Annotated in this window: 16 protein-coding genes; 7 read left to right on the top strand and 9 right to left on the bottom strand. The window is 41.3% G+C overall.

The features are described from left to right. Positions 1–298 precede the first annotated feature (298 nt). Complete coding sequence (locus AC4E92_RS08380) at positions 299–1,138, top strand: DMT family transporter (protein ID WP_490240136.1); 840 nt, start codon at positions 299–301, stop codon at positions 1,136–1,138. Here AC4E92_RS08380 and AC4E92_RS08375 read toward each other — a convergent pair. Genes AC4E92_RS08375 through AC4E92_RS08365 form a run of 3 tightly spaced genes read right to left on the bottom strand, consistent with a single transcriptional unit; the run spans position 1,113 to position 4,244 of the window. Next, entirely contained in the window at positions 1,113–2,504 is a 1,392-nt protein-coding gene (locus AC4E92_RS08375; protein ID WP_490240135.1) for an FAD-binding oxidoreductase, read from the bottom strand. The two genes, AC4E92_RS08380 and AC4E92_RS08375, sit on opposite strands and share 26 nt — an antisense overlap. Further along, positions 2,497–3,447, bottom strand: coding sequence for an electron transfer flavoprotein subunit alpha/FixB family protein (locus AC4E92_RS08370; protein ID WP_490240134.1), 951 nt, complete (start codon positions 3,445–3,447; stop codon positions 2,497–2,499). The genes AC4E92_RS08375 and AC4E92_RS08370 overlap by 8 nt, the downstream gene beginning before the upstream one ends. Continuing rightward, the gene (locus tag AC4E92_RS08365) at positions 3,444–4,244 is read right to left on the bottom strand and encodes an electron transfer flavoprotein subunit beta/FixA family protein (protein ID WP_490240138.1); all 801 of its coding nucleotides are present in this window, start codon (positions 4,242–4,244) and stop codon (positions 3,444–3,446) included. Before AC4E92_RS08365 ends, AC4E92_RS08370 begins: the two co-directional genes overlap by 4 nt. 255 nt (positions 4,245–4,499) lie before the next feature. Between AC4E92_RS08365 and nagZ the strand changes: the two genes are divergently transcribed. Genes nagZ through AC4E92_RS08335 form a run of 6 tightly spaced genes read left to right on the top strand, consistent with a single transcriptional unit; the run spans position 4,500 to position 10,973 of the window. Next, positions 4,500–6,008 carry a beta-N-acetylhexosaminidase gene (gene nagZ / locus AC4E92_RS08360; RefSeq protein ID WP_490240133.1) on the top strand — a complete coding sequence of 503 codons (1,509 nt, stop codon included), beginning with the start codon at positions 4,500–4,502 and terminating at the stop codon, positions 6,006–6,008. Continuing rightward, positions 6,005–6,904: an N-acetylmuramic acid 6-phosphate etherase gene (gene murQ, locus AC4E92_RS08355; protein ID WP_490240132.1), complete on the top strand. Its 900-nt coding sequence runs from the start codon at positions 6,005–6,007 to the stop codon at positions 6,902–6,904. Before nagZ ends, murQ begins: the two co-directional genes overlap by 4 nt. 22 nt (positions 6,905–6,926) lie before the next feature. Next, positions 6,927–7,676, top strand: coding sequence for a GntR family transcriptional regulator (locus AC4E92_RS08350; protein ID WP_490240131.1), 750 nt, complete (start codon positions 6,927–6,929; stop codon positions 7,674–7,676). Positions 7,677–7,697: 21 nt separating this feature from the next. Beyond that, entirely contained in the window at positions 7,698–9,188 is a 1,491-nt protein-coding gene (locus tag AC4E92_RS08345; protein WP_490240130.1) for an ABC transporter substrate-binding protein, read from the top strand. After that, the gene (locus tag AC4E92_RS08340; RefSeq protein ID WP_490240129.1) at positions 9,185–10,138 is read left to right on the top strand and encodes an ABC transporter permease; all 954 of its coding nucleotides are present in this window, start codon (positions 9,185–9,187) and stop codon (positions 10,136–10,138) included. Before AC4E92_RS08345 ends, AC4E92_RS08340 begins: the two co-directional genes overlap by 4 nt. A 7-nt stretch (positions 10,139–10,145) precedes the next feature. After that, positions 10,146–10,973, top strand: coding sequence for an ABC transporter permease (locus AC4E92_RS08335; RefSeq protein WP_490240128.1), 828 nt, complete (start codon positions 10,146–10,148; stop codon positions 10,971–10,973). A gap of 20 nt (positions 10,974–10,993) precedes the next feature. Here AC4E92_RS08335 and AC4E92_RS08330 read toward each other — a convergent pair whose 3' ends face one another. From AC4E92_RS08330 to mtnK, 6 genes are all read right to left on the bottom strand, one after another. Then, complete coding sequence (locus AC4E92_RS08330; RefSeq protein ID WP_490240127.1) at positions 10,994–11,911, bottom strand: sugar-binding transcriptional regulator; 918 nt, start codon at positions 11,909–11,911, stop codon at positions 10,994–10,996. Positions 11,912–11,959: 48 nt separating this feature from the next. Beyond that, complete coding sequence (locus AC4E92_RS08325) at positions 11,960–13,099, bottom strand: RuBisCO large subunit C-terminal-like domain-containing protein (RefSeq protein ID WP_490240126.1); 1,140 nt, start codon at positions 13,097–13,099, stop codon at positions 11,960–11,962. Positions 13,100–13,292: 193 nt separating this feature from the next. Next, positions 13,293–14,294, bottom strand: coding sequence for a transketolase family protein (locus AC4E92_RS08320; RefSeq protein ID WP_490240125.1), 1,002 nt, complete (start codon positions 14,292–14,294; stop codon positions 13,293–13,295). Further along, positions 14,291–15,202, bottom strand: a complete 912-nt coding sequence (locus AC4E92_RS08315) for a transketolase (protein WP_490240124.1) — start codon at positions 15,200–15,202, stop codon at positions 14,291–14,293. The genes AC4E92_RS08320 and AC4E92_RS08315 overlap by 4 nt, the downstream gene beginning before the upstream one ends. Before the next feature lie 18 nt (positions 15,203–15,220). After that, positions 15,221–16,249: an S-methyl-5-thioribose-1-phosphate isomerase gene (mtnA, locus tag AC4E92_RS08310; protein ID WP_490240123.1), complete on the bottom strand. Its 1,029-nt coding sequence runs from the start codon at positions 16,247–16,249 to the stop codon at positions 15,221–15,223. A 14-nt stretch (positions 16,250–16,263) separates the two neighbouring features. Next, positions 16,264–17,466 carry an S-methyl-5-thioribose kinase gene (gene mtnK, locus AC4E92_RS08305; RefSeq protein WP_490240122.1) on the bottom strand — a complete coding sequence of 401 codons (1,203 nt, stop codon included), beginning with the start codon at positions 17,464–17,466 and terminating at the stop codon, positions 16,264–16,266. Positions 17,467–17,469 lie beyond the last annotated feature (3 nt).

Below are 17,469 nucleotides of genomic sequence, written 5' to 3'. Positions count from 1 at the left end.
GAGCAGTGCGATGGACACAGCCACAAAATCCATAACGATGATTGCCCAGCAGATACAAGAGATGACACAGGCAGTAAGACAGCAAGCAGATGCAAGTCAGAGTGTATCAAGTGCTTCAGAGGAACTGACTTCTATTGCAGAAACTTTGGTAGAACAGGTGAAAAAATTCAAGGTATAGTATATGATAAAAAATTTCAACAGGGGGCATATAAATGCCCCCTGTTTTTTTTGATCACTCTTTTTGTGATTTGGATTAATATATTGAGTGAAGCCAAAAAGACAGGAGATGAAGCCAAAGATGACAAGATCAAGGGCAGTTTTGTATCTGGTTTTATCTGCAACTTTGTGGAGTCTGGCTGGTATTTTGATAAAACTGGTTCAGTGGAATCCGGTTGCGATTGCCGGTGCGAGAAGTGCAATCTCTGCTCTGGTCATACTGGTGTATGTTAGAAAGCCGAAGTTCACATGGAAATCAGATCAAATTCTGGCTTCTTTGTTCTACATGGCAACGGTTTTGCTGTTTGTCTGTGCAAACAAGTTTACGACCGCCGCCAACGCGATTTTACTTCAGTATGGGTCACCTGTGTACGTTGCCATTTTTGGTTCTCTGATTTTGAAGGAAAAGACAGGAATTTGGGACTGGATAACGATCGGTCTTGTTATCTTCGGTATGTTTCTTTTCTTTGTTGATAAACTGGAACCTGCCAGTTTTGCGGGAAATATCATGGGTGTACTGAGCGGTATCGCATTTGCATTTTTAATCATTTTTTTGCGAAAACAAAAAGATGCCTCACCTATCCAATCAACACTCATGGGCAATATCCTGACGGCACTGGTTGGATTACCGTTCATGTTCAGAGGTCTTCCTAATGTCGTGAGCTGGATCGGAATAATCCTGCTGGGAGTTTTCCAGCTTGGTTTATCTTATGTGCTGTATTCAATTGCCATAAAATACGTGAGTGCGCTTGAAGCGGTGATGATCTCTATGATTGAACCAGTACTGAACCCAATCTGGGTTTTTCTGGTTTTCGGTGAAAGACCAGGTACATGGGCTCTTTTAGGTGGTAGCATCATATTGATTTCGGTGACTTTGAGATATGCCCTGCCAAATTTCAGGAAAAGATCTTGTCCGGATTGAGTATGTTGTTTGGATCGATCGCCTGTTTGATCTTTTTCATGAGTTCAATTTCCGTCTGACCCAGGAAGATATTGAGATATCCTTTTCTCTTTACCCCGACTCCATGCTCACCCGTCATGGTACCGCCAAGACTTGCCGTGACATGGTACAGTTCTTTGAGGCACTGATGCATAGCTTTTTCCCATTGCTCCTGTGCCATACTCTCTGGTTTTAAGAAAGTCACATGGACATTGCCATCTCCAACATGACCGAAGTTCAGCACCTCTACACCGTTTTTTTGGGCTATTTCATAGGTTGATCTTATGAGTGCGGGAATAGATTTTATTGGTACACCGACATCTTCCATACAGTGATCTGGCTTAAAAGCTATGATTCCCTCTGCGATAGCCTTTCTGAATTTCCAAATCTTCATCTTTTGATGCCTGTTGTCTGCGATGTAGACTTCCAGCGCACCCATTTGCTGAAGATTTTCCCCCAGCCAGATGTACGATTTTGTCAGGCTTTCTTTGTCAGGGGCTTCTATCTCAAAAATCAGATGGCAATCAACTCCCTGCTGTGGAATATTCTCATTCAAAAACCTTGAAGATATCTGTACAGAATATCTGTCCATCAGTTCGATAGAAGTCGGTAATATGCCAGATGCGCATAAAACTCTCGGCACGCAAGCAACTGCAGTTTCCATATCTTTGAAAGGTGTTAACAGCACCGCGGAATACTTTGGTTTTGGTATCAACCTGAGGATGATTTTTGTGATAATTCCAAGCGTACCTTCACTGCCCACGAACAACCTGATCATGTCATATCCCATGACGTTTTTCATCATCTTTCCACCGAATTTCACGATCTCTCCTGTTGGAAGAACCACTTCGATTCCCAGAACATGGAAAGAAGTGGGACCGTATTTGAGAACCTTAACTCCTCCGGCATTTTCGGCAAGGTTACCACCTATGGAAGAGCTTTCACTGCTCGCCGGATCACCTGCATAGAAAAATCCATTTTCTTCAGCCAATTTTTGTATCTCATCGGTTATGACGCCGGGCTCAACAACCACAGCCATGTTTTCAAGATCAAGCTCCAGAATGTGGTTCATCTTTTCAAGCGAAAGTACTATTCCATCTTTTGCGGGTATGGCACCTCCAGACAATCCTGTTCCGGCGCCTCTTGGCGTGACCGGAATTTTGTATTCATTGGCGATTTTCAATATTTTGCTGACCTGTTCAGCATCGGTTGCAAAAACAACAGCCACGGGTAAAGAAGGCTCCACAGAACTCGTTTCGTCTTTTGAGTATTTCTCGATTTCATCCCGCTCAGTTTTCACATTTTCCTGTCCAACAATCGATCTGAGTTTCTCTATGATTTCATTCACCGTTTTCACCTTCCAAGATTTTTACGATCTGTTCGAGTGTGGTGTAGGCATCGGCGACCAGTCCTATATCTGCCACTTTGAATATTGGTGCGTATCTGTCTTTGTTTATGGCGATCACGATTTCAGATGTTTGCATACCTGCGATGTGTTGCACAGCTCCAGAAATACCAGCCGCAATGTATACCTTGGGTTTTACGGTCTTTCCACTCAGACCTACCTGCTGATCGTGGGAAAACCACTTTGCATCGACAACCGCTCTGGTTGCACCGACAGCACCATTGACAATTGCGGCAAGTTTCTGTGCGATCTGTGTATTTTCTTTTCTTCTCAATCCTTTTCCAACTGATACGATGATCTGTGCCTGATCTATTTGAGCACTTGCCTCTCTTGTTTTTACATCTACCAGTTCGCACACATCTTGAACTTCAATTAATTCCTCTTTTTTGATCATTCCTTTTCTCTTCTGTGGCTGGATCGAAAATGACTTTGGACGCACTGTAGCCATTTGCGGGCGGTGGTTCGGCGTGATGATCGTTGCCATGACATTTCCACCTATGGCAGGTCTTGTTTGCAGAAGATTTCCTTTCTCGTCCACATCCAGATCGGTACAATCTGCCGTCAAGCCCGTTTTGAGTTTTGCTGCGAGTGCCGGCATGATCGTTCTGCCGAATGTCGTTGCGGGTGCCAGCAGAATAGACGGCTTGTATTTCAGTACAATCCTTTCCAGGTTTATCAAAAAAGGGTACAGCGAAAATCGTTCGAATTTTTTTGACAGCAGTAAAACTGTCAGATCAGCGTAATCTTTTGCGCTGTCTATGTCCACATTCTGTGGACCAATTATCAAAAGAAAGACCTGTGTTTGGATCTTATTAGCCATCTGATTCGCTTTTCCTAAAAGTTCTATTGTGTTTTTGTCTATTTGATTGTTTATTATTCCTATCATCTCTGAACACTTCCCCTGTACTCTTTCAAAATCTGCACAACTCTTTCAATCCCCTGATTCAGGTCCTTTCCCATGTAAAGATGACAGTTTCGAGATAATTTTGTGTTGTAGACTTTTACAACCCTTGTTGGAGAACCAGCAAGTCCCAGCTCACTGCTTTTCAATCCAAGATCCCTGGCGTTGTAAATTTCTATTTTTTTAGACAGAGCCAGTTTTTTGCCGGACAGGGTTGGTAACCTTGGCTCACTCACACTCCTTAAAACAGATATCAGGGCAGGCAATCTCACCTTCCACGTTTCGTATGCGTCTTCAGTTGTTCTTTCCACGATGATGAAATTATCCTGCAACAGCATAAACTTTGATACGTAGGTTATCACCGGTAGATTCAAAAGAACGGCAAATTCGACTCCAACCTGACCTGTTTCACCGTCTGTCGCTTTCTCGCCGCAGATAACAAGGTCGTATTCTATGTTCAGTCTTTTAACAGCTTCTGAAAGTGTGTAGCTCGTTGCCCACGTATCAGATCCGGCAAAGGATGGATCTGAGAGTAAAATTGCCCTGTCAGCCCCCAGCGCAAGTGTATCACGCAACACCGACTCTGTACTCATTGGTCCCATGCTCAAAACCGTGATTTGAGCTGTACTATTTTCTTTTATATTCAGGGCAAGTTCGAGAGCGTGCAGATCCAGCGGGTTTATGACTGCGTCGAGTCCTTCTCTGATCATCGTGCCAGTTGTCGGATCGATCTTCACTTTATCGGTATCTGGAACCTGTTTTACCAGCACAAGAATTTTCATCAACTTTCAGCGCAGTCAACTCCATCTTATACAAGATGGAAAAATGCGCTCTTTCCTCCTCTCTAAATACACCAAGTGTAAGCCTGCTTGCCCGGAGCTTTAGCAGTTACTTAACATAACTCGATGGGCTTTTGTCCCCGGCTGAGGTTATTCACATTTTCTCTTAGCTGTACATATCTTATACCATAAATGACCATAATGTAAAGACATTTTGCCTTAAGGTTTGTTATAATACCATAAGAAGGAGGAAGGATTATGAGCCTTGAACAGATGGTTGGCGAGCTTTTCATGATAGGAATTCCTGCAAAAGAACTCGACGATCAGACTGTCGAGCTCCTGGAACAGATCAAACCGGGTTTTGTGATTCTGTTTGCAAGAAACATCGAATCTGCCAGTCAGGTTTACAATCTCACATATCAGATCACGCAGGTTGTTAAAAAACCGGTTGTTTTTGCCATAGATCAGGAAGGCGGTATAGTGACAAGGCTCAGAAATGGTTTTGCCGTCTCATGCGGTGCCATGGCACTTGCGGCAACCGGCAGCAGAGAGAATGCATATCTTGCCGGCAGAATATTGGCAAAAGAGATGAAAGCCCTTGGTATAACATGGAACCTTGCTCCGGTTGTTGATATAAACGACAATCCAGATAACCCCGGAATTGGCGTCAGAAGTTTTGGAGATACACCTGAAAAAGTCATAACATTCTCCACGGCGTTTTACTCGGGTTTGAAAGAAGTCAATGTTGCAGCCTGTGCAAAACACTTTCCCGGTAAAGGCAGTGTGACTGTGGATGCGCATTTAGATATGCCGACGTTGGAAAAAGATCTGGATCAACTTGAAAAATGGGAATTGTTGCCATTCATGAAACTGATGGATATGGGTATAGAGTCTGTCATGCCATCTCACATATATCTTCCAAAGCTTCAGAAAAATAAGGTGCCGGCAACTATTAGCGAAGAGATAATAACAGGTCTGCTCAGAGAAAGGCTCAAGTACAACGGCATAGCCGTTGCAGATGATCTATTAATGGGCGGTATCACAAAAAATATGTCTGTTGAAGATGCAGTAGTCGCATCGTTCAGAGCTGGCATGGATGTACTCACTGTATGTCATGAGCCTGCAGTTCAGCTTTCGGCTGTGAAAAATCTGGTGAAGAAAATTGAAACCGATCGGGAACTTGAAAACAGGCTGAAGGAATCGCTGGCAAGAATTAAAAAATTCAAAGAGAAATTTGCACCAAAGATGGTTTTGAATGAACCTGTCTTTGATTTTTCAGAAGATCAGCGTGTTATGGAAAAGATAGCAGAACAATCGATAACACTGGTGAGTGACCTGGATGGAATGGTACCTGTTCACCTTTCAAAAGACGACTGCGTAATGACTGTGAAAACAAGCCGGCTCGTTCAGGTGCAGGAAACAGAGCCTGATATACCATGGGTTGCCAAAGAACTGGCAAAAAGGTTTTCTTCAAAATTACTCGTGGTTGAAAAGGACAAACCGATCAGTGTCTCGGGAAATAAATGTATCTTTTTCACAGAAAATGCGCATCTTTTTGAATGGCAAAAATCAGCCATCAGCCAGGCTCGAAAAAATTTCAAAAAACTTTTAATAGTTGCACTGAGAAATCCGTACGATTGCTTTGTGGTTGAATCATCATCGGTTTGCTCGTACAGTTATGAAATGGTTTCTCAAAAAGCACTTCTGAAGGTATTGCTTGGAGAAATCAAACCAATCGGTCGATTACCGGTGGAGGTGCGAAAATGAGTCTATCCAGATTGCCCACGGAATTACCAAATCCAAAATCAAAAGATCTTGACACCAAAGACACCTTTGAGATACTCAAAATCATCAACGAAGAAGACGCAGTGGTCACCTTGGCGGTGCGCGAGGCTTTACCTGAAATAAACAAAGTCGTCCATATATGCTTGAAAGCGCTCAAAGCCGGCGGACGGGTCTTTTACATCGGAGCGGGTACGAGTGGTAGAGTGGCTTTTATCGATGCCGTCGAGCTCATACCAACCTACAGTTTGCCAGAAAATGTCTTCATACCGATAATAGCCGGCGGGTATCAGGCACTTGGTAGGTCAATAGAAGGTGTCGAAGATGACGAAGAAGGAGCTGTAAAAGACCTCATGGCACACCAGCTTCAATCGAATGATGTTGTCATCGGCATCGCCGCGAGCGGAAGAACCCCCTATGTTGCAGGAGCGCTAAAATACGCCAAAAAGTGTGGATGTCAGACTGTTTTGATATGTAACGTGAAAAACCCTGAACTTGCACCATTTGCGGATGTTGTTGTGAGTGCCGAGACAGGACCGGAAGTTGTCGCTGGTAGCACGAGAATGAAAGCTGGTTCAGCTCAAAAGATGATTTTGAATATGATAAGCACCACGATCATGGTAAAAATGGGCAAAGTTTTTGATAATCTAATGGTTGATGTCATGGTTTTGAATGAAAAGCTAAAAGAAAGAGCCTGTAACATGATCATGCAGATAGCAAAAGTCGACAGAAATACAGCCGCAGAATACCTGGCAAAATCCGGCTACAACGTGAAACAGGCAATACTCATGATCATGTCTGGTAAAACACTTGAGGAATGCCAAAAGGTGTTGAAAGAACATCCAAACCTGAGAGAAGCACTTAATTTTATAAGTAAATAAACTTTTGAAAGAGGGGATAGAAATGGATAAAGAATACCCTGTTCCACTTTATTATCGGGTTTATCAGAACTTGAAACAGAAAATTCTCGACGGCACCTACAAACCAGGGGATCGCATACCTCCTGAGTCTGAGCTGGTACAGATTTACAATGTCAGCAGATTGACGGTGAGAAGGGCGCTTGAAGAGCTCAGATCCGAAGGATTCATAAGCAGAGCCAAAGGCAAAGGAACATTTATCACGGGCAGGAAAGAAGAAGAACAAATGAATGTGCTGAAGGGTTTTACAGAAAAGGCAAAAGAAGAGGGTTTTTCTGTCAAATCCGTTGTGCTTGAGAACAAACTAATCGAAGTTCCCCCGGAACTTGCCGAGACATTCCAGATAGAACAGGGTACCATGGTGATACTGCTCAAGCGTGTGAGGTACATGAACGAAGATCCCGTTGCCATTGAAAGCGCATATCTGAATACGGCTGTCGATATAAGGCTTTTGAACGTGCTCAAAAAAGACATGTCAAAAGAATCACTATATGAATTTCTCAGAAATGAATTGAAGCTTTCATTGGTCCGCGCGTACGAAGTTCTTGAAGTAGCACAAATTTCTGGAACTGATGCAAAACATCTCAATGTACCGGCAGGTACTTGCTCGCTGCTCAGAAAACGTTATACGTATACATCGAATAATCGGTGCATTGAATTTGTCAGATCAATCTACAGAGGTGATAAATACAGGTTCAAGATCGAACTCAAAACAACTGGTGTTTTTGAGAAATAAAAACCACAAGGGGGTGATTTTATGAGAAAGTTTCTGGCATTTATCTTAACAGTTCTGGCAGTTACAGCAATCTTTGCTGGTGGCAAACTGGTCATTGCAATGGAGACAGAACCAGTTGGCTTGGATCCACACCTTGTCACAGCTTTTGCATCTCACAGAGTGCTGGAAAATATCTATGACGGTTTGCTCAGGTATGGTGATGGCATGAAGCTGATTCCAAATCTGGCTGAGGAAGCACAGGCTGTGGATCCGTACACAATAGTTTTTAAAATCAGAGAAGGTGTGAAGTTCCACGATGGAACTCCTCTGACCGTCGAGGATGTTCTTTTCAGTTTCCAGAGAATACTCAGCCCGGATACGAAATCTCCCGCCGCGGCTTTCTATCAGGATGTTGAGTCCATCAAAGCTATAGGTGATAACAAGATCGAGTTCAAATTGAAGAAGCCTATGGCAAGTGCACTCTTACCGAATTTCGCCGGTGTCAACAGCTCAATAGTCTGTAAAAAATTTGTCGAATCAGGCAAAAACATGCAGCTTGAAACAAATGGGACAGGTCCGTTTTATCTAGCTGAGTATGTACCGGGTAATTACATGATTTTGAAGAAAAATCCCTATTATTTTGTGAAAGATCAGCCGTACCTGGATGAAATCAAAATTGTGTTCATGCCAGAAGAAGTATCAAGAGTGGCGGCTTTGAAAAACGGCGATGTCGACATAGCCAAGATCAATGAGCCTTTGAATCTCAAACAATTTAGCGATGCGAAGTTCAAAATCTACAGATCGCCAGTTCTCAGTTATTATCTGATAGGTATAAACACCACAAGAAAGCCTTTGAATGATCCAAGGGTCAGAAACGCACTCAACTACGCGATCAACAGGGAAGCAATAATAAAAGCTGTTGCTTTTTCTGAGGGAATAGTAACAGGACCACTTAATCCAGCTGTTCAACCATGGGCACTCCAACCAAAGAGTTTTGATGAATATACATATAATCCATCAAAAGCAAAAGAACTCCTCGCGCAGGCTGGTTATCCGAATGGCTTTGAGTTTGAAATCGTGACTTCCCAGAGATACAATTTTGATAAGGTTGCACAGGTTATTCAGGCTCAACTTGCCGGAATAGGTGTTAAGGTGAAGATCGATCTGGTTGAATGGGGTATATTCATCAAAAGATGGCGAGAAAGCGATTTCGATGCATTCATTTCTATGAACAGCGGATCGATAGAGCCCGATATTCAGTTCTACAGAACATTCCATACCGGCGGCTCGACAAATGTCTTTCTGTATTCGAATCAGAGAGTTGATGAACTGCTCGAACTTGGAAGAAGCGAAGTCGATGTATCAAAGAGAAAGGCGATCTACGACGAGTTGCAAAAAATCCTTGTAAAAGAATCACCTGTCATATTCCTGTACAGTGCAAATCAGATTTTTGTGAGCAACGCTTCTGTCGAAGGCTTTAAACTGCTTGCAAATGAAAGTCTTGTCTTTTTAAGGGAGACTTATAAGAAGTGAGCTCTGGTTATCTTGTAAGACGTATCATCACATCGATACCAACAGTTTTATTCGTTGCTTTTGTGGTGTTCATAACCATACACCTGGTTCCGGGAGATGTCGTTGATATGATGCTTGGGACTCAGAATTATTTGACTCAAGAGCAGATAAATGAACTGTATAAACAATACGGGCTCGACAAACCTCTGATCGTTCAATTTGGTGTGTGGTTGAAAAATTTAGCGACGCTCGACTTTGGAACATCACTCAGGACGGGAAAAAAAGTGATGGATTTGATACTCGACAGATTCCCTGTGACTTTAGAACTGTCCATCCTTTCCATGGCTTTTGCAACCATTATAGGGATTCCACTGGGAATTATTGCCGCTATCAGGAGAAATTCCTTTGTTGATAACCTGATTAGAGTTGTTGGATTGATAGGTCTTTCGTCCCCATCTTTCTGGGTGGGGGCGATTTTGATCGTGATTTTTGCAGGGGCATTTAAAGGTTTCAATATCTTTGGGTATACTCGCATATCGCAAGATCTTTTGAGAAATCTACAGGTTATGTTTCTGCCGTCCTTAACACTTGGCTTGATGCTTTCAGCTCAGATCATGAGAATGGCGAGATCATCGATGCTCGATGTTTTACGGCAAGAATATATAAAGACCGCAAAAGCAAAAGGGGTGAGTTATTCCAAACTCATTTGGAAACACGCACTCAAAAATGCTTTAATCCCGATCATAACGCTTTCTGGTATCCAGCTTGGATATCTGCTGGCTGGGACAGTTGTCATAGAGAACATGTTTGCTTTGCCGGGATTGGGAAGATTGCTTTTGCAGGCAGTTAACGAAAGAGATTATCCTGTCATTCAATTTGTGGTGATGTTCATAGCTTTGATAATCGTTGTTCTGAACATAATTGTTGACTTCATCTATACCCTTGTTGATCCGCGCGTTGAACTAAGGTGATAGTACTATGAACAGAACGGTCAAAAAACTCTTCAGAAATCCTTTGAATCTGATTTTTTCAGCTATCTTAATTGTGATATTTATAATTGCGGCTTTTCCAGATGTTTTTGCCAGATATAGTCCTTATTCAATGGATTACGATGCAATTCTTGAAAGTCCATCTATGAAGCATATTTTCGGAACAGATCAGTTTGGCAGGGATATTTTTTCAAGGTGTATTTTTGGACTTCAAAAGAGTGTGATAATCGCCTTCAGTTCTATTTTGATTGCCTCTTTCATCGGCACAATTCTCGGGCTCATCGCCGGTTATTACGGCAAAGTCTGGGATTTGATTATAATGAGAATCTGTGATGGATTTTTTGCTTTTCCTTCTCTGATACTGGCGCTGTTCATCGTGGCTCTTTTTGGATCAAGTCTCGTGAATTTGATAATCGCCATAGGCGTGGTTTACATACCAATTTTTGCAAGAACAGTGCGTGGTGCGGCTTTATCGATCAGAGAGAGCCTGTTTGTGAAAGCATCAAAGGTGATAGGAAAAAGCGATTTTAAAATAATGCTCAGTGATGTATTGCTCAATCTATCGTCGGTTCTAATAGTCACCTTCACAACTAATCTTTCCACAGCCTTCCTCACCGAAGCCTCACTTGGTTTTCTCGGGCTCAGCGTGCCACCGCCAGAACCAACCCTTGGAGGTCTTGTTGGTCAGGGCACGGCATTTTTGCTCAGTGCTCCGTGGATAACGCTGTTCCCAGGCTTTGTCATTGCCGTAATCGTGCTGAGTCTTAACATCCTTGGCGACGGGCTAAGAGATGTCTTAGATCCCAGGAACAGTTGATGTTTTCCCTATGGCAAAAGTTATTCAAGCAAACTTTTTGCTGTGCAAAGATCTGTTATTAATCCTGAAACCCAACCACCTTTTAACGCAGCTTTAAGTGGTAAGACTTTTTCTTTTCCTGCTGCCATTATTACAAACACTGGTATTTTCTGAATGGCTTTCCAATCAATGGAGATTATTCTATCATCGAGAGGAGTTTGTACAGGTTTTCCCTGATCATCGAAAAATCTCATCAAAACTTCTCCAACACAATTTTGTTTTTCAAGCTGTCTCATTGTCTCTTGAGAAACCAACTTTGTCTTTAGTAGAGTACTTTCCTGACCTATACATCCCATTCCAACGAAGGCCACGTCAACTTCGGAGGCTTCTTCCAGGGCTCTTTTTATGGAAGGTTCCTCTTTTATCGAAGGATTTTCCACAAGTACAGGTACGGCTAAAGGAACGTATTGAGCACCTATTGTCTCAGCCAGTATCCAACTTATACTGTATGGATTCCTCTGGCCAATGAAGCTACCAGTTAGATCGTGAATAGAACATTTGTGATATATTTGCATATTTCTTCGGATCAAATGCGGAGCCATAGAGCTGACAGTTGTGCTCCATCCAAGCCCAACTCTGGATGGTTTATGTTCGCTTATGAATCTCAAGAGAGATTCAGCACCAAATTGCCCGAGTAAGTTTCTATCTTCTGGTGCAACAACCGCTATTTTCAGTTTAAAACGCCTCTTCAACTCTTTTTCAAGAACATAGTATTCGGGCAGAGATTGAGTTATTCGAATCTCCACAATTCCCTGACTTTTAGCTGCAGAAAGTAATCTGCTGACTTTTGTTCTTGTTATACCCAGTTCTTCAGCTATTTGTTGTTGTGTATATTCATCCACGTAATACATCCAAGCAACTATAGTCAGTAGATCTTCGTAGTTTTGAAAACCAAGCATTGAAGATTCTCTCCCTTAAATGATACCTAAAAACCACTTGCTTTTAGTTTAACTATCAGAAGGTTTAGAAATTTTTTCGATCTGTTTTCTAAAAATTCTGACATTTTCCGTAAGATCTGATCCCATTTTATGGAGAGCTCCTCCTATTAATAACACAACATCTTTACCGTAAAAAGAGACCATATCAGAAGTGACATCGATATTCATGCCTCCCGCGGGAGATGGGAAAACCGTTTTGAATGAGCCAAAAGGTTTCTTGAGCCCATGATTTATTTTGCGGCAGTCTTCTCTTGAGAAGGTGAAACGACCACCGTAATTTGGAAATATCACCACATCGGCACCTATCATACGCTGTATTGTTCCAAACAGAACATCAAAATCCATGATAGAGAGATATCCACCAAGAAAGGCTGGATGGCTCAAAATAGGAAGATCGTTATTTTCTCTCAAAGTGATAAAACTACTGAATCCGCTCAGAGCCGGTGACACAAGCAGTGCACCGCTTCCAGCTTCTTTGACAAATTCTGCTCGCTTAAGCATGATTTTTTCATTAGCTGTTATGTTTGGAGCATAAATCGTATGGAATCCGGTTTCACGATTTGCCTTGCAGATTGCCTCTGTTACTTTTGCAACACGATCCTGAAATTTCGAAAATGACTGATCAGCTATACCGTGATCGTCTTTTATGATATCTATACCGCCGAGTGCAAGATGATAAGCCATTTCAGCAAGCTCCTGCGCTGAAAGGCTCATTGGTTTAATGGCTGTTGCAAGAAGCGGTCGATCGTATATGGAAAACAGCTTTCTCAATCCTGAAATACCATAAAGCGAGCCGGGAAAGATATTTTCTACGGAGGGGGAAAGTTGAAGATCAACTATCTTCAGGTTTGGAAATAAGCTACAGTTTCCCATAATTACATTGAAAAATTGTGTTGGTTCTTTTCCGACAATCTCAACAGGATAGCTTATCGTAACGGTTGTGGTGTTCTGATCGTTTTGAATTTCTTCGATTCTTCCAACAACATTTTCTCTGATTGAATTCCCTGTGAGTTCTATCGGAAATTCAATAGTTTGTTCAATACAGATTGCTTCAGCAATTTTCTTCGCTTTTTTATCCTCTTCAAATATCTGATATTTTACTCTAAATCTTTCCTGGCTGAAATGGTATTTGGTTTCGTATCTAACCACTTTAATTCACCTCACTAATGTCACATAGATGCTCCAATCTCTACAGGTTGGACAGAAAATATGCCAGAAATCTTTGCCTGTTTTAATTCATAACTGTATCCATCAACAGGTTTCTTATTTCTGTATACCATTTTTATCGCCATGTTATTTCTGCTTGTTATGTACAGACCATTGTCCCTACCCTTCTTATATCTTATAAATCTTCACTTTTTACAAATTGTTCAATCTCATCTATCTGTGGTTCAACAAGTTCTTCTTCTTCGATGTTTAATTTCTGACCTATGAGATTTTCAACACTCCTTACCAGATTCATAGCATCGATTCCGTAGTATCTCATCAAATATTCTTTACTGCCACCATGAGCGTACGTATCTTTTAAACCTATTCTTACAAGGCGTTTGACAATACCATTTTCAGCCATCAATTCTGCAACCGAACTGCCAAGTCCACCAATGATTGTGTGATTTTCCATACTGATCACGCCATATTTTGCCTTTTCAATTGCATCAAGTATCGTATTATCACCAAATGGTTTGTGAGTTGAGATATGTAAGTGTTCTATGGAAATGCCATTCTTTTTGAGTACTGTTGTGGCTTTCAAAGCTTCTTCTGTCATAATGCCGCTCGTCAGTAAAACAATGTCGTTTCCTTTGCTCAAAACTCTGCTTTTTCCAAGTTTCATTGGTTCTTTGAACAATCTTGGTATCTGCCCTCTCAGTTGTCGAATATAAACAGGTCCATCGATTGACTGTGCTACATCAAGAACGCTTTCTACTTCTGTTGCATCACCAGTTTCCAGTATAGTTATGTTTGGAACTGTCCTCAAAATTCCGATATCATTTATTGCTTGATGGGATGCGCCTCCTGGTGTAGTTATGCCGGGTAAAAAACCGAATATCCTCACCTTTAAATTGGGATAGGCTATGCTCATTTCTATTTGATCCAATGCTCTTCTGTACATAAAAACAGCAAAAGTGTGTACAAATGGTGTGAAACCTTCTCTCGCCATACCACCTGCTGCACTCATCATATTCTGTTCGGTCATTCCGAAAGAATAGAATCTATCTGGGTAAGTTTCTTTGAACAGACCTATTTCTGTAGAATTGGTCAAATCAGCAGAAAAAACAACGACCTCTGGTTTATCAGCAGCCCATTTGACAAGATTTCTTTCATGAACTCGCGCTTCTAATCTCATTTATAATCACCCCCAAATCTTTCGTGTAAAAATTGCTGCAGTTCAACTTTTTCCTGCTCATTAGTTATTCTTATGTAATGAAATTTTGGTGCTCTTTTTTTGAGTATTTCAATGCACTGATACGGGACAGTTCTTGCGATAATAAATAAAGGCTTTGATTCATGGGGAACATTTGCCGCATCAATGAGTTGTTGTACATCGTGTCCATTCACTTCAACTGCCACTGCTCCGAAAGATTCCAATCTTGTTTTCAATGGTTCAATCTGATTTACAGTATCAATCTTTCCATCTGCTGACTGCCCATTTGCATCGATTATTACTTTGATAGTATCTATTTTGTAAAAAGAAAGCGTTTCTACTGCTTCCCATGTCTGACCAATCATGAATTCTCCATCAGACATGACAACCCAGTTTTTTCCAGTTTCACCTTTTCTTTTTCTTGCCAGTGCTATTCCCAAAACCTGCGACAGTGTTTGACCGAGTGAACCGGACATCAATTCATGACCAGGAGAATGATCGGCACCTATCATCTCTACTGTATAGCCATCTTTATTGAACATCTCCAAGCCTTCAGCGAGCATGCGACCTGTTTCAACAAGAGTGGCATACAGCACAAGAGCGTAATGCACGGGGCTGAGAAAAAATCTATCAAGATGAGGCTCTTTTGGTCCGTTATAACCATAACCGGAAAAATATTCTCTGTTGTTTCTGGATGGCACACCGGTAAAAGCAGGTGGAATTTTTGGAGCTATTGACGGGCCAATATTCATCAGCTTTGTGTAGAGGGTAGCGAAAATTTCTGCACTTGAACAAGCTTGAGATAAATAGCCTCCACCGTTTCTTATTGTGAACTCAAGTACTCTGCGTCTAATTCCATCTGCTATTTTCTTGATATCTCTATTGTTCATCAAACATCACCTCCAAAGCTATGATTCGAAAAGTTTTCTGAGATTTTTCTCAAATGGTGGATAAACTATACCCTTTTCCGTAATAATACCCGAAATCAATTCTGCGGGGGTTACATCAAAAGCCGGATTGAAGACCAAACTTTCCTGTGGCACGAGCTGGTTATATCCTATGCGACGAATTTCATCAGCATTTCTTTCTTCTATTGGAATATCTTTCCCTGTGAGTGTTTGAAGATCAATTGTGCTGGTTGGTGCAGCAACATAGAATGGGATATTATGATACTTGGCAACGATAGCAAGATTGTAAGTTCCTATTTTATTTGCAGTATCACCGTTGGCTGCTATTCTATCTGCTCCAACAAGTGCAAGGTCTATTTTGAATTTTTTCATAACCAGCCCACTGGCTCCATCTACAATTACAGTATGAGGTATTCCAAGTTCTTTCATTTCCCATGCAGATAAACGAGTACCCTGCAATCTTGGCCTTGTCTCGTCCAAGAAGACGTGTATTTTCTTGCCTATTTCGTGTGCGTACCTTATTATTCCCAAAGCAGTGCCATAATCAACCGTTGCTAAGGACCCTGTGTTGCAGTGATGAATTATCTTTGCTCCATAAGGTATTAGATCAACACCATTTCTGGCTATCTGTTTGTTTATTTCAACATCTTCACGCTCAATATCTATTGCTTCTTTTTCCAAAAGAAACTTTAAATTGTCAACTGAACCGGTAAATCCATGCCAGATTTTTTTCATTCTATCAAGTGCCCAGAAAAGATTGACAGCAGTTGGTCTTGAAGATCTCAGGAGATTGTCAGCCCTTTGAAGTTCTTCAGCGTCGTTTTTCGAAAGTTTTTGTGCACAGAGAACCATTCCATAAGCTGCAGCCACTCCAATTGCTGGAGCACCTCTCACAATCATCTCTTTTATTGCTTGTGCTACTTCATCAACGGTTTTCAATTCAAGATATATCGCTTTTTCTGGCAGATATCTTTGATCTAAAAGCACAAGTTTATCCTTTTTCCATTCTATAGATCTAAACGTGCTCAAATCATTTCCTCCTCTCAGATCAATGGCTTTGAATCTTTCATAACCTGCGACAGATCTTGAATTTTTTCAATGTCTTTCCACAGGTTGATCCAGTTAATGGCTATGTACAGGGCGATACTTTCTGATTTTGCCCTGATGTTTTCATCTTTTATTGTCCAAAAATCGTGAACGTGTGCCATCCCTATAGTTCTTCTGAAGATCTCAGCAGCACCAAATCCAGCAGATTCTTTGAGAAGTCTACGCATATAATTTTCTCTATAGCTTTCTGAAGGCCATTCACCATTTGAATCTTTTTTCCAGGCATTCAAAAACTCTCGCTGAAAAACATCCCACGTTTTTTCGAAAGAGTCGATTATCCACTTTCTGTAAGAATTTCTCAGGCTGGTTTCTGTTCTATGAGCTTCCTGAGCTGCATAGGCAATTGCAAGGTTTGCAAAATAGGTTCCTATATCATGTGCCATTGGACCATAGAACGCAAACTCCGGATCGATCACTTTCGTAGTTGTTTCATTCAGCATTATCGAGCCTGTGTGCAAATCATTGTGGATTAAAGCCTGAGATTTAGTCATGTAAAGCTCTTTGAAATAGAATATTTCTCCTCTTATTTTGTCGTCCTGATGAATCTTTCTCACTATTTCATCAAGGGGTTTACTCCATTTGTTATTTGGATGATCAATATAAGGTTGTGTGAAAACCAGGTCTTCCTGAACTTTGCACAAAACAGGATTTGTAAAATTAACCACCATTTCTTTTTTCTTCCCTGAAGGTAAATGAAGATCAGAAGTATAAAACAACGTTCTTGCCATGAAGGTTCCGATATGTTCAGCAACTTTTGGAAAAACCTTCCCCTCTATCAAAGCTTCACGCATTACTTTTAACTCTTTGAGATCCTCTATAACCAGAACATGTGCTTCATTGTCATAAAAATAGATCTTTGGAACTTGATCAGGTACATACTGTGATTCTATACTGAGAGTTTCATACTCTATTCTCTGTCTGTCGACTGGCATTTTGAAGTCTGGATATCTCCATGCGTATGGTAAGGCTTGTTTGAGAATAACAGAGTTTTCATTTTCAATATTGCGAATGCGGAATATCAAATTGACATTGCCTTCTGAAATCAATTCGGCTGAAAGTTTCCCTTTGCCGAGAATTGATTTTCTGAAATCGTTTTTTTCCACGTATTCCAGAACAGTTCTCTCATTGAATTGTTCCATTTG

Origin of the sequence: Pseudothermotoga sp., assembly GCF_031962025.1 — a bacterium.
Lineage (GTDB): Bacteria > Thermotogota > Thermotogae > Thermotogales > DSM-5069 > Pseudothermotoga_B.
Note: the sequence above shows the minus strand (reverse complement) of the source record. Positions and strands in the feature narration are given on the sequence as shown.

Coding starts and splice junctions, on each gene's coding strand:
- AC4E92_RS08380 (WP_490240136.1), top strand. CDS start 299: ATGACAAGATCAAGGGCAGTTTTGTATCTGGTTTTATCTGCAACTTTG.
- AC4E92_RS08370 (WP_490240134.1), bottom strand. CDS start 3,447: ATGATAGGAATAATAAACAATCAAATAGACAAAAACACAATAGAACTT.
- AC4E92_RS08365 (WP_490240138.1), bottom strand. CDS start 4,244: ATGAAAATTCTTGTGCTGGTAAAACAGGTTCCAGATACCGATAAAGTG.
- nagZ (WP_490240133.1), top strand. CDS start 4,500: ATGAGCCTTGAACAGATGGTTGGCGAGCTTTTCATGATAGGAATTCCT.
- murQ (WP_490240132.1), top strand. CDS start 6,005: ATGAGTCTATCCAGATTGCCCACGGAATTACCAAATCCAAAATCAAAA.
- AC4E92_RS08350 (WP_490240131.1), top strand. CDS start 6,927: ATGGATAAAGAATACCCTGTTCCACTTTATTATCGGGTTTATCAGAAC.
- AC4E92_RS08345 (WP_490240130.1), top strand. CDS start 7,698: ATGAGAAAGTTTCTGGCATTTATCTTAACAGTTCTGGCAGTTACAGCA.
- AC4E92_RS08335 (WP_490240128.1), top strand. CDS start 10,146: ATGAACAGAACGGTCAAAAAACTCTTCAGAAATCCTTTGAATCTGATT.
- AC4E92_RS08330 (WP_490240127.1), bottom strand. CDS start 11,911: ATGCTTGGTTTTCAAAACTACGAAGATCTACTGACTATAGTTGCTTGG.
- AC4E92_RS08320 (WP_490240125.1), bottom strand. CDS start 14,294: ATGAGATTAGAAGCGCGAGTTCATGAAAGAAATCTTGTCAAATGGGCT.
- AC4E92_RS08315 (WP_490240124.1), bottom strand. CDS start 15,202: ATGAACAATAGAGATATCAAGAAAATAGCAGATGGAATTAGACGCAGA.
- mtnK (WP_490240122.1), bottom strand. CDS start 17,466: ATGGAACAATTCAATGAGAGAACTGTTCTGGAATACGTGGAAAAAAAC.